A 16,640-nucleotide genomic window follows, 5' to 3' on the forward strand; every position below is an offset into this window, starting at 1 on the left:
TCGACTTCCGTGATTGACAGCCTGCTTGCAAAGGCACGCGTTTTCGTGGTCGCACAAACGTTGCTTACGCGCGGACCGGGACGCCTCGAAGTCTTTGCACACCGAGTCGGAAGATGACCCAGAGTGCGACGACCGCCTCTTTCATGTTGATCTTGGTCACACCAAAACGGCGATCAGCAAACGTGATCGGTGTTTCAACAAACCGACAGCCAACTCGGTGGCAGCGGTAGAGCACTTCTTCTTCAAACGCATAGCCTTTGGCCATCGTTCGGTCCCAGTCGATTTCGGCCAGCTTGCTGACGGAATAGCAACGAAAGCTGCCGCTGTTGTCCTTCGTCTTCAGCCCGAGCAGCACGCGTGCATATAGGTTGATGCAGCGACTCATAAGATGGCGTCGCAGATTCCAACCGACAACTCCGCCGCCTTTCACATAGCGAGACCCGATCACGACGTCGGCATCTTCAGCACACTGCAGGATGGCCGGAATATGATTCGGGCTGTGGCTGAAATCGGCATCCAAATTCAGCAGTTGGTCGTAACCTTCCGCTATGGCATAGCGAAACGCTTCCACTTTTGCGGCTCCTAAACCCTGCTTCTCTGGCCGGTGCAGCAGACTGACCTTCGAATCCGCAGCGGCGAATTCACGAACGACATCGCCGGTTCCGTCGGGCGAATTGTCATCGATCACAAGAATATCTGCGTCCGAAGAAACAGCGCGCAGTTCGGGGATCAGCAGCCGGATATTTTCGACTTCGTTGTACGTGCAGATCGTGAATAGCAATCGAGGCATCAGGAGACCGTCTCATCAAAACGTAGCGCGCCGGTTTTCGCAAGATTGCGTTGAAGCTGCAACGGTGGCAAAGACAGCTCTTTGGAAAACGTCTGCAATCGTTCCCAATTCTGCCGAGGCGCGTCGGGGGCTGAGTCTGCGGGACGCCGGATCGCCCGGATCAGAACATTGCGGCCCGTGTGTTCCATTTCGATGAACTCCATCACGGTCGTATTGTAGCCCACGCATTCCAGCAGGTGAGCTCGCACGGCATCTGTTGTCAGTTCGCAGAACCGTTCGTGCAGAATTCCGTGACCGGATATCACAGGGTGGGCTGTCGCTGGCAGAGCAGCCGCGAGTTCGTGATGACAACAGGGCACAGCCAGAATAACGTTGGCATTCCACGCAACCGCGGCAGCCAGAGCATCATCAGTAGCGGTGTCGCAGGCGTGCAACGAAATCGCAAGGTGGACGTCTTCGGCTGGCTGAAAATCGGCGATGTCGGTCGCTTCGAAGGCGATTCCTGTCAGCTTCAGTTCTGACGCAATTGCCTGACACGTCTGAACAACGTCCGCGCGCCGGTCGAGACCTGTGATGTGGACCTTGCGTCCAAGACCAGCAGTAAGATAGTAGTGAACGGCAAAAGTCAGGTAGCTCTTGCCGGAACCGAAATCGACAATTCGAAGGGTATCTTCTGTTGGCAAACGCGACACGATGTCACGGATGAATTCGACGTACCGATTGATTTGACGGAACTTGCTGTAGTGCTTCGCGTGCACTCGACCAGACTTCGACATCACACCTGTTGCCACCAGGAACGGCACGACCTGATCCTCAGGAATCAAATATTGCCGCTGTCTGTTGTGCTCAGCCGGAGCCACAGGGGATTCAGTTTGCACGGATCGTTCAGTGACGAGGCAGCGTCCCTTTTTATTGAACCGCGCCGTCCATTCGGCTGAGTCGGTTCGCAGCAGGCAGTCTCGAAAGGCAATGCCTGCTGACTCGCGGATTTCATTCACGGCTTCATCGGCCGTCAGATTCCGGTGCCGTTCCTGATTGCCTTCGCGCGACGTAAACTGATAAAGAAGCCGTTCGCGAATCTTGACCGGCCGAATGTCAACGCGACGGACGGCGTCGTTCGCCTTCGACGCGGGCTTGCTAAGCACAGCCTTCTGCACTGACCGGCTGGCAAATGCAGTTTCTAACTGCAGCAAAAACGTCTCAACATCGGATGACATAAACCCAGCGACCAGCTTTTCAACGAACCAGAATCGTTTTATTTACGAAGCGGCGTCGTGCTGCCGGCCGTCTGGCGAATGGGCGACGTGCTGCCAACCGGTGGACGGATGAGTGTCGTCGGTGCCGCGCTGCGGTGAGAGCTTAGCGGCGTGGTCGCACCATTATCAACGGCTGTGTCGGACTTTGTCACGGTTGAGGACAGGGACACCTGCTTTAGCGAGGCTGTACCCGGCTTTGTCGCAGCGTGTGTCGGTGTCTCGGCCGCATTGAACGCAGGCTTGTCCGACTGACGGACCTTCCAGTCTGTCGATGCACCGGAATCGGTGGCCGACGTCATTTTTGCAGAAGACTTTGGTGCCACTCCATTATTCGATGCTGTACCTACGGGCATGGAAACTCGAGTACCATCGATTCGTGAACGACGCGACGTTGAACCTTCTGCCGACACCGCGCTACGTGTTGATTCACGCCAAGTTGGTTTCGTAGATTGCTCAATCCGTGAAGCCGAAGGCGAGGCTTCCAGCATCGGAGCCAACTCGTCAACAGGAATTACAGGCTGCGATGTCGCGGCCGGGGCCGGTGTGTTCACTGGCGAAGCGGCCGCTGGAGTGGCCTGAGCCGTTTGCACGGGCTTAGTGGCAGGAGTCGGCGTGTTCGCCATGTCGGGCAGTTCTGGTGCCGGTGCTGGCACCGGTTCCGGAGCCGCTTCAGTGGCGGGCGGAGCCGTTGTGGAAGGTGAACCGAACGCTGGATCGTTTGTCATGTCAACAGGCGTTTCGACTGGCAGAGGTTCGCCTTCCATGTAGACGTCCTGTTGCAGCATCGCTCCGTCGTATCCCGTCGCCCCGGCAACTCGCAGATCTTTGTACCGCAGCAGCGAACCTTTTTCGTAGTGAACATTCTTCAGGGCCACGGCGTATTCGGATCGAGCTCGGAAGAACTGAATTTCCGCCTGCACCAAACGTCGCTGAGCGTCCAGAATTCGGTCTGTGGTATCGTTGATGGAATTGCCTTCGCGCGTTTCCAGTGCCTGCAAGTAGTCTCTGGCTGCGAGGTACTGATTCAAATTATTCTGCAGCGACTGGAAGGCTCGTACGGCGTCGGCGATCGCACCGCTCAGGTTGCTGACCACTTCACGCTGCTGTTCTTTCTGAATGGCTCGTTCGCGAGCCAGTTTAAGTTCTGCATTCTGCACGGCCGCGTGAGCTTTGCGGTATCCGATGGGCACGGTCAGTTCCACACCAACCGTCCATTCCTGCTGATCGCCATCCGCCAGATTTCCGAGCGACGAATTCGGCGCCGTGATTGAGCCGCCGTCGTTGCCGATCAAATGGTCGCCAAAACCTCGCCAGCGGTATCGGCCAATAGCGTCCAGTCGAGGATTGAGAAAGTTCTTCGCTGCCAGCAATTCCATCTCACGTTTTTTCACGTTCAGATGTTGCCGCTGCAGTTCCGGCCGCTGCCGAATCGACTCATTCATGCAGGAATGCCAGTCGAAGCTGATGTTCGCCATGGTCGGTTCTTCAGAAGGACGCATCAACTGGCCATCGGCGGCCGGCATTCCAACCAACAAACGCAGCCGACGTTCAGCCGCCAGCACGCCACCTGTCATCTGCACAGTACCACCGCTGGAACCGTTTTGAGTTTGCGTGCCCTGTAGCAGCCGACCGGACAGTGCGTCATCGACGTCGGCTTTCAGTTGATAATATTGCTGGCGAGCCAAAGCTTCATCGGCGATCTTAAAGTTGCCGGCGGTGTCCATCGCCTTCGCTTTGTTCCACACGACAAGCGCTTTTTCCATCGCCTTTTTGCGAGCATCAAGTTCGCGGTAGGACAGGTACAAGTCCCAGTAGGCGTTTTCGACGTTACTGACGTAGTCTCGCAATGACGCCATGAATTCAGTGTGGTTGATGTCGGCGTTTGCTTTCGCAATCAACACACCGTTGTAGATTCCGGGCGTGGCACCAGGACCGGCGATGCGGTTAAATTCTGCTCCACCACCCTGCAACAACGGCTGACGAATTTCGCCTTCCAGCCATGTGTCCCACGCCGACCGGAACGTATTCGCCGGAGCGTTGTTGGCATCGAAGAGTGCCGTGCTGCGGACAGCCAGCAAAGAACCTGTGGCCGTTCGTTTTGACAGTTCGACCTGATAGTCATGCAGGTCCTGAGTGAACGCGGTGGTTCCGCCAGCGAAAAAGTTATTGTTATAGATGCGGTTGTTGTTGTTGAAAGTCGACGACGCGGACAGTTGAGCGTCGAAGGCACTGAGGGCGGCTTCCATACCAAAGCGAGGATCGGTTTCCTGCAACTGAGTTGAATAGCCGGTGTTGACCGTGTCGGGAGAACGCAGCACGATGCCGCCGATGTCTCGCAACACAGACGAATGCTGCATCGCCAGACGCAACACGTCATCTAAAGTTCGATCGACATAGGTGATTTCGTCTGCCGCAACGCTCAACGCGGTCACAGGCTCAGAAGTCATACTGACTTCCTGGAACACCTGAGGATTCGGATTATCAATCTGCTGAGTGATACAGTCGATCTCGGTCGTATCATTGTTCACCGTCTTTTCCCACTGACGGTTCGACGCCGCGCAGCCGGAAAACAGGATCGGCGAAAACACCATGGAATAGACCAATGACATTGCCATGGACAGGCGCATTGGCCGCGTCGGTTGAGATTGTGCTGTTTCAGCTGGGTTACGGAGCGGCATTTTCATATCCATACTTGCTGCCGTGTCTGATTCGTGATTCAGACCGTGTTGCCGAATTGCACTGCGTGCGCACATCCTGTGCAGGCAGTCGCTGACCTTACCTATCTTTTCATCGACGATGAGCGAACCGGATTGAAGATATTCTGAACCTTCATCCGACCTTTGCCCGGGAAGCAGACTCATAACCGTTAAGGAGACTGTCGCCGCGCAGAATATTGCCGTCCGGCAGCAGGATCTGCCGATGCGCGTACCGGATGCGCAGCCACAAGAGGTACAAACGTCCAGTCGTTTTGCAGCGCTGGATGTCGGCAAAAACTGCCGCGCGACGTTGCTAACTTAACTCGCCGCTGCGTTGGGTTGAGGCTTCCACGGCGCTGATCAAAGCCGCTCTGACTCCGCCGCGTTCCATTTCGTGCAAGGCGGCGATCGTTGTTCCACCAGGACTGGTGACAGCATCCTTCAATGCGGCGGGATGTTCACCGGTCTGTAAGACCATCTCAGCCGCGCCAACTAAAGTCTGCGCGGCAAGTCGAATGGCCATATCGCGCGGCAGGCCAACCTTCACGCCGCCATCACTGAGCGCTTCAATGATCTGGAAGACATAGGCCGGTCCGCTGCCCGAAAGACCAGTCACGGCATCCAGCAAATGTTCCGCCACGATCTCAACCACGCCGACACTGCTAAGAAGAGTCGACACCAATTGTTCGTCCGCATCTGACGCTAACGTGCCCCGGCTGACCCCGCACGCACCTTTCCCAATCAAGCACGGCGTGTTCGGCATGACTCGAATCAGGCGACTACCCGCCGGCAGCCATGATTCCAATCGCGAAATGGTCAGCCCGGCAGCGACGGATACGATCAGTTGGTCAGGTGTGAGCTGAGGTCCCAGCTCTTCCAAAACGGATTGCATCATTTGTGGTTTTACGGCCAGAAACACGACGTCTGAATTCTTCAGATGTTCGTCTGCCGCTGCAGACACCACCACATCCTTCCCCACTGCAGTTCGGAACGCCTGTTTGGAAACTTCTGACGGATCGACGCCACAAATTTGAGCAGTCGGCACGAGTTCTCGAGTGAAGCCCCTGGCAAGTGCCGTTGCCATGCGGCCTGTGCCGACAAATCCGATTCTGACGTGATGTGGTTTCATGCTGAGGCTTAGTTTTAGGCTGATGTTCGAAGATTCAGAGCGGCGTTTGGAAGTTAAGGGCTGTCGTTTCCACTACCACCCTGGTATGGTGTAGTAGCATTCTGGACGGGTCTCAGCGGAATTCGCCAACCCATCGGCAGCGAATCGCAAATTTCGTCGCAAACAGCACGTGAAATTCAGAGAAATCGCGACGCTCAGGTAATCCATCCGGTATTGGACGACGGCACAAACGCAGACTCAACACGCGGCGGGCAAACTCATGGCGAGACGTAGTAAACTTTCCGGCACCTTGCTGCCTGTGTTAATCGTCATGCTGACCGTCCCCGCACTCGGCCAGACCGTACGCACCGTGACGGTTGGAGAAGACGGCAAGCCAGTCGTCGTTGAAACTCCGGCCACGGCTACGCCCTCAGCGGCCAACGCGAAGCCCGGCACTCCCGGGAAGCCGCCGACTGGCAAGCCTGATTCCGGCAAACCCGACGATGCCAAAAAAGATGGCGACAAGAAGGGTGACGGCAAAGAAGGCGAAGCGGATTCCAAAGTGGTCAAGCGACCAATGAAGACCGAAGAACCTGCCGGCCCCATTGCCAAAGAAGTGGAAGTGGAAGATTCCGGCAAGGTCACCTTCAGCCTCAAGGGCCAGCCATGGGAAGCCGTGCTGCAGTGGCTGGCCGATGTTTCCGAACTGTCCCTCGACTGGCAGGAACTTCCCGGCGACACACTAAACCTGACAACCACGCGCAGCTATACGCTTGAAGAAGCTCGAGACATGATTAACCGGCACTTGCTGGCTCGCGGCTATTGCATGGTATTGAATGGTGAACTGTTGTCCGTCCTGAAGACCAGCGACATCAAGTCGTCGCTGGTGCCTCGGGTCAGACCCGAAAATCTTGAAAACCAGATGGATCACACTTTGTGCAAAGTGTCATTCGACCTGAACTGGCTGATCGCGGACGAAGCGGTTGAGGAACTGGCTCCCATGTTGTCCAGAGCCGGTCGCATCAGCAAACTTAGTCGCACAAATCGCATCGAAGTGATGGACACCGCTGCCAGCCTAAAAGACATCTACCGCATCTTGCAGTCCGAACAGTCGGACGACGGACAGGAACAACTGGTCCGCACGTTTCGTTTAGAACATCGTCGAGCCAACGAAGTGATCGACCTTCTGCGCACGTTGCTGGGTATGGAAAACGAAGGTGGCGGCGGTAGCCGAGGCGGCGGAATGGGGGATACGCGTCAGATCACATCAATGATGCAGCAGATGCAGCAGCAGTTGCAACGCATGGGAAACAGCGGCAGCAAGGGCGGTGGTGGTGGCGGCAAAGAACCTGTCAAAACGCGGCTGGTACTGAACCAACGTGAGAACATGATTCTGGCCCAGGCGGCTCCCGACCAAATGGCCATCATCGAAAAAGCGATTTCACAAATCGATGTGCCGGTGGAAGCATCGAATTCGCTGCTGCAGAACATCAACAAGATGCGAGTCTACCGAATGGAAACGGTCGATCCGCAAACGCTGGTTGACCTGCTTCAGGAACTGGGCGACATGGGCCCCGGCACCGTTTTGAAGGTGGACGAAGATAAGAAATCCATCGTCGCTTTTGCGAGCCTGGCCGATCACCTGACGATCAGCACGTTAGTGGAAAAGCTGGATCAATCGGGCCGTCAGGTCGAAGTCATTCCGCTGCGACGTCTGGATGCCGAATACGTCGCTGGCACGATTCAGGCACTGATGGCTCCACCGCCGAAAGAAAACCAGAATTCGCGCTACGGCGGTTTCTACAGCCGCTTTGGCAGTGAACCGCAGAAGGAAGAACCCAAGGAATTCAAAGTCGAACCCGATATCGAAAACAACCGTATTTTGGTCTATGCCAACAAGGTGGAGATGGGCGAAATTCTTACGCTGCTGCAGAAGCTGGGCGAGATCCCCGATCCGGATGCAGTCGACAACGGAATCCGTGTGTTCGAAATGGGCCCCGAAGACGACCCACGTGAAGTGATGGAACGCATCAAACAGTTATGGCGACGGAACAACGAACTGCAGATCGACATTCCGAAAAAGCAACCGGCGACGGACGAAGATGACGCATCAGATTCTGAACCCCAAAAACCACAGCCAGCTGTTGAGCGCAACGAAGCGGTGCGCGTGACTCCAGAACGGGTTTCGGCCGATGAGTTTTTCGAAATGCTGTCAGCCACGGATGCGACACCACCGCGACATGCCGTAGCTGGTGAATCGTCCGCACGCCCCGGCAACCAGCCAAGCTGGTCACCTCAGGAAAAGTCGATCAAACCACAAAACGTCACGGTGCTAACAGTCGCTCCGGACGAACGAGCGAATGACCGCTCGCGAAGCGATAACGACTCCGCCGACCGCACCATGGATCACGGTTCGCCGCTGAAGTTTTCTGTCACACCAGATGGAAACCTAATTGTCAGCAGTCGCGACGCCGCAGCCTTGGCCGAGATGGAAGATCTGATGAAGCAGCTGGTGCGACCCGCCCCGAAGTACAAAATCTTCTACCTGAAATATGCCACTCCGTCATGGGTGACCATCAATCTCGAAGAGTACTTTGAAGCGGACGAAGAATCCGGCAGCGGAATCCAATACAGCCCGTTCTACGGCTTCATGCCCTCCACCAGCAACAAAAGCAGCAAATCGACTTTGGGCAGCCGACGCCAGCCGCAGTTCATTTACGACAACTTCACCAGCAGCATTCTGGTCCGCAATGCCGACCGTCGTCAGCTTCAAACGATTGAAGATCTGATCAAAGTTTATGACGTGCCCGAACCTGCCGACACGCGATCTGTGCGAGTCACCAAAATCTTCAAGCTACGAAACGCGAAGGCGGAATCCGTCGCTCAGGCCGTCAAAGACGTCTTCCGCGACCTGCTTAGTTCCAACGACAAGGCGCTCGAAAAGAACGGCGAGCAGAAAACTCAAACGCGAGTGTATTCGTACTTTGGAGATAGCGACGAAGATGACGGCGATTCGCCTATCCGCTTCAAAGGCCTACTGTCGATCGGCATCGAACCGTCATCGGACACGCTTGTTGTGTCATCCACCGCGTCGCTAATGGACACCGTAGGAGCACTGATTGAGGAGCTGGACAAAGCGGCCGATCAGTCATCGTCCGTGCAGGTATTAAAAATCGATCCGTCGGTCGACATCGGCCTGCTCCAGGAAAAGCTAACCAAAGCCCTCGGCCCGTCCCCTTCACAACAGCAACAACCCAAAGGCAAAAACGGCCGCCCCCCCGTCAACGGCGTCCCCGTCGGAGCTCAGCCGGGGCAGAGTGAGTAGGCATGAATTCATGTCAGCTTCAGCGTGCGAGCAACGCCAGAAAAAGTAGTTGCGTTGACCGTGTACAAGGACCGCCGTACACTGGTAGTAAACGTGGCGTTTCGGACTTATTTGCAGTCAGGCGCTGCGCTGAGTACCTGCATTGCCCAAAGTCGATTCTTCTATGAAACGCCAAAGCCTGCCAATCGCCGTTTTGCTAATTTGCCTCGCCGGCATCGGCTGGTGGATGTGGCAACCGAACCCGGCCGCAGATGTCGAGGATGCTGAGACCGCTGCGAATTTAGCTGGTTCAGGCAATGAGCAATTTGCAGGTCTGGATATTGACAAACAAAAGGCGATCTGGGATTCTGAACACGTCACATTCGAGCTCGAAACCCACTTCGGTCGCAAGCTTGTTGCTGGAATTCAGGACCGTTCAACGGACAGTTTAGCCAGTTTCTTTCGCACAGACTTTGCGGGAGTAGTGCCGGGGCAGTCCGATCCATCGACGACGAAAAAATCTTCAATTGTCGAGACCACCTACAGTGTTGAAGTGAATGGGGCTGCCGCCGTCGATTCAGAACGGTTTTCACAGCATCTCATGAAGAGTATTGAGCCAGTCCCAATCGGTGGCAAAGGCCGGTTACGGGTGCTGAAGATTAAACGCGTCGAGGAAGAAGGACCGACGGATAGCTGGGACCTGGACGTTCTACTTACGTTGAGCGGTATGGACGCGTCTGGCGAGCCGACGACTTATACCTCACATGGTCGCATGCAGTGCCGCTTTGCCGATGACGATGAGATCAAGGCCGGGCGAATTGTCAAATCGTGGCGAATCGATTCCGAGTCACTCCGTAAGAGTCAGCAGACTTTGATGGAAGAAGTCACGTCGCAGGTCCGCCTGGATCGGCTTGCAATCGAGGACAACTGGACGAATGGCGTGAATGCTGTGCGACAGTATCGCTTTCAGGCAGCAGTCGAAGACTTCGACGGGGACGGGTTCCTGGACATCGCGGCCGCCACCGCAGAAGGGCAACAGTTTGTCTTGAGATGGGACCCGGAACCTGGACAGTATGTAGACGTGACCGAATCGCTGGGCCTGCCGAGTTCCATTTCGACAAACAACCGTGCCTATCTGGCCAGCTGGTTCGACTTCGACAACGATGGCGATCCCGACCTGCTTTTAGGTGAGTCATTTTTCAGGAACGTTGAAGGCCGTCGCTTCGAACCTTTGGCTGAAAACGGCGGTGCAAAATTCGCGTTCAATCCCATGGGGTGCGTGGTTGCGGACTACGACGCGGACGGGCTGCTCGATTTGTATGTCCTTTACCAACGTGAAAGAGACGCTGACGCGGTTAATAACGGAAAACCACCTGCATGGGTTGGGGATGACGATACCGGGGCCGCCAACCAGTTGTGGCGCAATCTCGGCGGTGGAAAGTTTGAGGAAACGGCCAAATCCGCAAATGCCACCAGTGGAAAACGCCATAGCTTTGCCGCGACATGGCTGCACGCAAACGACGATCACTATCCGGATCTGTACGTCGCAAACGATTTTGCGAGGAATTCACTGCTGATCAATCGGGGCGACGGAACATTCGACGACGTCACTGATTCCTCCGACGTTGGCGACTTTGCTACCAGCATGGGAGTCGCATCGGGTGACATCAATGGAGATGGTACGCCTGAGATCTATATTGCAAACATGTATTCGAAAATGGGGCGTCGAATCATCGCGAATGTGTCTGCGGATGATTACCCCGATGGTGTCTATGAGCAGCTTGTCGGCTCTTGTGCTGGAAATCGTCTCTATTCGACGACGGGCAATGTGCAGCAGTACCACGAGCTAAGCGAGCAGCTTGGTATCAACGCGGTTGGCTGGGCCTATGCACCCGCATTCGCAGATTTCGACAGCGATGGATTGCTGGACATTTACGCAACAACCGGTTTCTTAAGTTTCAACCGCACAAAGCCCGATGGCTGAACATGCCTTTGGAGGGCTGTCGTGTCACAGCCACTTGACCGCACGTGCAGCATCGAACCGCTCGGTGATATCGATTCATCAGCTGGTGAATTCTGGACGCACCCGTTCGCAATGCTGCGAAATGGAGACAACCTGAGTGCTTACGAAACGAATTGCTTATTCCTGAATGTTGACGGCAACCAATTTTTGGATGCTTCGTTCGCATCCAACGCGAATATCGACGCGGATTCCCGGTCGGTAATGGTAGGGGACTTCGATGGAAACCTGACGCCGGATCTTCTTGTTGGATCTGTCGGAGGAGGCCCCTTGCGTTTGTTCCTGAATCGGTTCCCTGACGCCAATCACCGTGTAGACTTTCGGTTGCAAGGTGTCGAGAGCAATCGCTCAGCGATCGGAGCACGAGTGATTGTCGAAGCCGGAGGCAAACAAATCTATCGCGATCTGTTCGCCGCAAACGGATTTATGGGGCAGAGTCCGGCTCGACTAAACATCGGCGTCGGGACGGCTGAAAGCGTCGACAGGCTGACCATAATCTGGCCATCAGGCAGCAAGCAGGAATTTCAAAATCTTCCGGTCGATGGCACAATCGAAATTACTGAAGGCACTCAGAAATTCGACGTCGTCATGCCAGCAGCTACTGAGAAATAACAATAGCCGGCAAACACACCGCCGAACGAGACGCACGAGCTGGGTTTCAGTTTGCCTCGCCGGTTCGATAACGAAGACGATCATCAGCTTCGACGGATTCCATCATCCACGGAGTCGGGCGACCTTCCACCAACGTGTACTTCCTGCCAGCCGCAAGATGGTCCCACACCTGAATTGCACCGGAGGGCCATGTGACCTGAAGCGTATCGACAGTTTCGTGCGGACCAAGACCGATCTTTACATCGTTTTCATTTGCGGCCATGAATCCCCCGTCGGAACTGTTTTGAAAGCACGTCGTGCGGCCGCCTGCCGTGATCGACAGCCGCGCCGCTTGAGCCTGCCGAGGCGATTGCGTGCCGATCAGGCGCACAGCCATGCGATTTGCATCCGGATGGCGGTTTGCAAGTAGCGCGGAAGGACTGTTGAGGAAACTCACTGCCAAATCCGCGGCCAGGTCGCAGTTCCAATCGACAACTGCAACGCTGCGTCCAAACTTCTTCGTTTGAAAGAACGGGCCAGCCTTGTCGGAAGCATCTACAAACTCGCCCGATTGATTCAGAAACAGCTGCGAGCGCATAGGCACGTCATACAGGTGTCCATTGGCGACAAACAGGTCTCGATCTCGGTCAGCATCGAGATCGATAAACTGAACTCCCCAGCCTAGCATCGGCCGACTTGCAGCTGCGAGGCCAACGCGATGGGTGCGGTCTTCGAACCCAAGGCCGCCAAGGTTAGTGTAGAACGTATTCGTCTCATCTTCGTAGTTTGAAATGAAGAGATCGAAAAGCCCATCATGGTTGAGGTCTTCGGACGCGATTCCCATGCATGCTTCTCCTTTTCCATCGCGATTGAACGCAACGCCAACCAGGACGGCCGTTTCGCTGAAGCCACGCCATGCCGACTTTTCCCTTCGGGGCACATCCTCCCCAAGGTTTCGAAACAGGAAGTTTCCTGTTGTGTCGTTTCCGACAAACAAATCGACCCAGCCATCATTGTCAACGTCGGATGAGATTACGCCCAGGCCTTTTCCGTCGGCTGCCATAAGCCCTGCGTCAGCCGTTAGATCCTGAAATGAACCATCGCCCATATTGAGCTGAAAAACATCCTGCTCTGCCGGAAAATCCATCACGCGACAGGGCCCGTGATAGTTGCCGTTTCGGCACACCCCCAGCCTGCCGTCCGGTATTCGAACGTAATTTGTGTTGTAGAGGTCGAGGTCGCCATCGCGGTCAAAATCTGCGAACGATGCGCTCGTACTCCATTGCACGCCAGTCAGCCCCGCCTCTTTTGTCACGTCACAAAATGTTCCATCTCCATTGTTTCGATAGATTACGTTCGCACCACGGGTGCAGACATACAGATCGGGAAATCCGTCATTATCTATGTCTGCGACAGCACAGCCGTGCCCGTAGCCGTGGTGATTCACGGCGGCCACAGCGGTGGCGTCGACTGCTGCACCGCCTCGGAAGTTTCTGAACAAGCGATCGGAAAGTGGGCTGCCAGGTTCACCCGGCTGTGGGTTGCTTTGGGTCAAAAACAGATCCGGCCAACCGTCCAAATCGAAGTCAACAACCCCGATCCCTCCCCCCAAAGTTTCCGTCAGAGAATCCTGCTGACCACCGCTTTGATAATATGTGAACCCGAGGCCAATTTCGGTCGCAATATCAACAAGAGCCAGAGGTTGCGATGGGCCTGCCGCATCTGGCCTTATTCCGGTGTCAGTAGATTGCGCAACAGCGATCCGGGGGGCTCCAACGAGGGATACAGAATGGTCGAGATCCTTTGAACTTGCCACAAGCAAACAATGTTGGGGATTGGCGTTCTGCCGAGTGTCTTTTACCAAGCGTCTGGCTTCTGCACCAAATTCGATGTGATCGGTGAGGGCTTTGAAGCAGATGACTGCAGCTCTGTGTTGTTCGAGCCTACTCAGAATCCGCCCCATCTGCATCACCGTTTTTGCAGCCGGGCCTTGAGGTTCCAACGGTTTCGCGTGGCTTAAGATTTGCCACAGCTCACCATTTAGCTGTGCACGGTGAGCCCACTTCGCAGCTTCGCCGTGATCTTCCTGATGCGTCAGCAGACGCGATAACGCAGCCACCGGCTCTGGGTCGAAGGGGCTTAGCAGCGAAGCATTTTTGTAGGCAACAATCGCGGAGGCGGTATCTCCTTGCTCCGTAAAAATCTGAGCTTGTGCCAGCCACGTCCTCAAGTTGGCATCACCCACTGGCGGCAGCTGCGACAGTTCAGTGCGTGCACGCTGAAAATTTCCCCGATCCAGATGGACCTCGGCCACCCCCAAATTGAGACGCCAACTTTCGAACCCGGACCTGGAAAAGTCAGAATCTTGCAACAGCGAGTTTGCACGCGCCAGCTGGCCTTCCAGCCTGTGGTAGTAGGCGAGCGCTGTACGTGCCAGACAATCATCGGGGGATTTTTGCACCGAGGCCTTCAACCATTCCAGGTGCGAGTTGTCTTCCCAATAGAAGTTCCTTCCAACACAGTACAATGCTATGTCTGCCGGAGATGCCTGTCCAAGCTGGTCGAGCTCGGCGACATGAGCGAACATTGCTTCCCACCGCGTCAGGATCAATTCCAGATGCATCAGCAATCTTCGAGCTGCTGAGTGATCAGGACGAAGTTGCAAACAGTGATTGAGACACTCACGTGCATCGCTGGGGCGATTCCATTGCATGGCAAGTTGCGCACCACGATACGCGGCATCAACCGCGCTCTGCGGAGCTGAAACAGGGACATTTTGCAGCCATTCCAAAGCCGCTTCTTCATCGCCCTCCAGGATGCATACTTCAGCAAGCGTCTCAACGACCTCAGCGTTCTCCGGTTGAAGCTGTTGCAGTTTGGCAAGGACCAGCCGGGCAGATTCCAGGTCTCCCTCCTTGATCAGCTCGTACGCCTGAGATGTCAGAGCGTCTGGATCGAGCTGTTGGCTTTGTACCCAAGTCACACCAACTGCGACAGCCACACAAACAGCTATGGCTGCGAGCAGTATGCGTGGTCGAAACAACCATTGGAACGATGGGCGTGTCATCAGAATCTCCTGGCATTTTCAGGGAAACCTCAAAGATGACTTAGAACGTCAAACAAGACCGGGGTGAGCCGCGACGTTTGGGTTTACGTTTCAGGGTGCGCCATTTCCGCTCGATGACATTTGTCGACGCATGATTCTTCCTTGCATCTTGACTACTGTCGGCAAAACGCGGCTCAGCTGGTTTTTATTTCGGGCGTTCTTAGCCTGCGGCGAAGCTGTGGATTTCGAGTACCGGCCAAACTTCTCAGCACAAAGCCGCCAAACACTGAAGTGGATACACGTAATTCGAGCTACGAAAATGAGAACCCCTCCGGCGATGCTGGGGCCGTACCTTGAGCATCGAACAGGAGATTCTTCAGCCCCGTCCGCGACTGCGTCCTTTCCAGGGTGAAAAGGGCCTGGACTGCATCCTGAATTCGGCCAGTGGAACAACGGACAAAGAACTAACCTGATCGCCGAGCTGTCCACGCGTCGACAAAACGAAGCTCAGGAAAGAAGGACTCCAGCGGGTAGGCAGTCCCGTATCTAACAGAAATTTGCAACACGATGTTGGGCGAAAGGCAGCCGAACACGCTGCCCTCCAGGGGCGTCATCGCGAAGAGAAGTCAGATCTGAACGGCAGAAACCCAGTGTCGTTAGACACTGGGTTTCTGGTTGCCTGCTAACGTTCGGGAAATCCGACTGCTAGAACTGCATGTTTTCGACTTCTCCACCACTCATAGTACCAGCACCCCGCCAGACACCTGTGTCGATGTTTTCATTGACGAAATGTACAGCACCGTCCCCAAACAGGACTTGAGCTCCACCAGTGTGTGCGCTCGACACGCCTCTAGCTCCTGGCTCGTTGGGGGCAAGGTCATCGACCCACGATACCTGATCCGCGCACGGCCCCTGACCGCTCTGGCAACCGGTGTCATTGGCCGCGCCATTCTGAGGAGCCGTTTGACCGATGTTGTTGCCCTTTCTTGGAGCAGCAGCGTTTGGCGGCCAGTAGGTGTCGGCATGGCAGAAGCCGGATTCGGCGGCCCACCACTTACATCTTTGGCCGGTAATATTGCTGGGACCACCGCTGTAGCGATTGAACAACACACCGCGATGCACTTCACCAACCATCGCCGTGTTACTTGTGCCATCCACAACGTCCCGAATTCGGGCACCGCGAAAAGTCAACATTCCCTGACGGTCCTGGGGATCTCGATCGCCATGGCTGTTCGCCGCATTGTCGCCACCACCGCTGATACCCGGATAGTTCGTCGGCTTTTCTGCCCCGACGAAGAGCGTGGCATCACTCGGGCAAAGATAAGCGGCAATGGCTGTTCTCAGCAACATAAGTCGTCTGTCTCTCGCCGGTTGATTACCGAATGAACCACAGGTGGTAATGCTCGTATCATCCGTTGCATTGGCCTGATAAAGCGGAGCCTGTTCGATCATCGGCAGGATCGCCACACGCCAGCTGAAGCCTGACCCATTAATCCAACCCGGGCAGCCAGGGTATCGGATGTTCCTGTCAACAACCTTCCCCTGCGGGAACATGGAATACACATCATGGTAATTGTGCAGCGCGACGCCGAGTTGCTTGAGATTGTTTTTGCATTGCGTTCGCCGAGCGGCTTCGCGTGCCTGTTGTACTGCCGGAAGCAGTAGTGCGATTAAGATCGCGATAATTGCAATCACGACCAATAATTCGATGAGCGTAAAGCCTCGCCGAATTCGTAAAGAAAGCTTCATTTAGGACCTCCCAAAAAACGCAACAGTAAAAATGGGGGGCGTAATCAGCCTCCCCTGTGCGACAGCACCTTCCCATGATC

Annotated in this window: 9 protein-coding genes; 3 read left to right on the forward strand and 6 right to left on the reverse strand. The window is 55.3% G+C overall.

The features are described from left to right. Window positions 1–64 precede the first annotated feature (64 nt). The 4 genes from Fuma_RS15740 to proC all read right to left on the reverse strand — a co-directional run bounded on the left by Fuma_RS15740 (window position 65) and on the right by proC (window position 5,871). Complete coding sequence (locus tag Fuma_RS15740; protein WP_077024965.1) at window positions 65–790, reverse strand: polyprenol monophosphomannose synthase; 726 nt, start codon at window positions 788–790, stop codon at window positions 65–67. Beyond that, on the reverse strand, window positions 790–2,007 hold the full coding sequence (locus tag Fuma_RS15745) for a class I SAM-dependent methyltransferase (RefSeq protein WP_077024966.1): 1,218 nt from the start codon (window positions 2,005–2,007) through the stop codon (window positions 790–792). Before Fuma_RS15745 ends, Fuma_RS15740 begins: the two co-directional genes overlap by 1 nt. A 38-nt stretch (window positions 2,008–2,045) precedes the next feature. Further along, a complete protein-coding gene (locus Fuma_RS15750) occupies window positions 2,046–4,661 on the reverse strand; it encodes a TolC family protein (protein WP_158521026.1) in 2,616 nt (871 codons plus the stop codon). Between the two features lie 394 nt (window positions 4,662–5,055). Next, the gene (gene proC / locus Fuma_RS15755; protein ID WP_077024968.1) at window positions 5,056–5,871 is read right to left on the reverse strand and encodes a pyrroline-5-carboxylate reductase; all 816 of its coding nucleotides are present in this window, start codon (window positions 5,869–5,871) and stop codon (window positions 5,056–5,058) included. A gap of 259 nt (window positions 5,872–6,130) precedes the next feature. On the opposite strand from proC, the gene Fuma_RS15760 reads away from it, so the two are divergent. The 3 genes from Fuma_RS15760 to Fuma_RS15770 all read left to right on the forward strand — a co-directional run bounded on the left by Fuma_RS15760 (window position 6,131) and on the right by Fuma_RS15770 (window position 11,786). Further along, window positions 6,131–9,175, forward strand: a complete 3,045-nt coding sequence (locus Fuma_RS15760) for a secretin N-terminal domain-containing protein (RefSeq protein WP_077024969.1) — start codon at window positions 6,131–6,133, stop codon at window positions 9,173–9,175. Between the two features lie 163 nt (window positions 9,176–9,338). Next, window positions 9,339–11,138, forward strand: coding sequence for an FG-GAP repeat domain-containing protein (locus Fuma_RS15765; protein WP_077024970.1), 1,800 nt, complete (start codon window positions 9,339–9,341; stop codon window positions 11,136–11,138). Between the two features lie 21 nt (window positions 11,139–11,159). Beyond that, window positions 11,160–11,786 carry an ASPIC/UnbV domain-containing protein gene (locus Fuma_RS15770; RefSeq protein WP_077024971.1) on the forward strand — a complete coding sequence of 209 codons (627 nt, stop codon included), beginning with the start codon at window positions 11,160–11,162 and terminating at the stop codon, window positions 11,784–11,786. 46 nt (window positions 11,787–11,832) lie between these two features. Here the strand turns inward: Fuma_RS15770 and Fuma_RS15775 are convergent, their stop codons facing one another. Together Fuma_RS15775 and Fuma_RS15780 are read right to left on the reverse strand one after the other, a co-directional pair. After that, on the reverse strand, window positions 11,833–14,832 hold the full coding sequence (locus tag Fuma_RS15775; RefSeq protein WP_077024972.1) for an FG-GAP-like repeat-containing protein: 3,000 nt from the start codon (window positions 14,830–14,832) through the stop codon (window positions 11,833–11,835). A gap of 684 nt (window positions 14,833–15,516) precedes the next feature. After that, window positions 15,517–16,560 carry a DUF1559 domain-containing protein gene (locus Fuma_RS15780; protein ID WP_077024973.1) on the reverse strand — a complete coding sequence of 348 codons (1,044 nt, stop codon included), beginning with the start codon at window positions 16,558–16,560 and terminating at the stop codon, window positions 15,517–15,519. Between the last annotated feature and the right edge of the window lie 80 nt (window positions 16,561–16,640).

This window comes from Fuerstiella marisgermanici (genome assembly GCF_001983935.1).
In the GTDB taxonomy this organism is placed as follows: Bacteria; Planctomycetota; Planctomycetia; order Planctomycetales; family Planctomycetaceae; genus Fuerstiella; species Fuerstiella marisgermanici.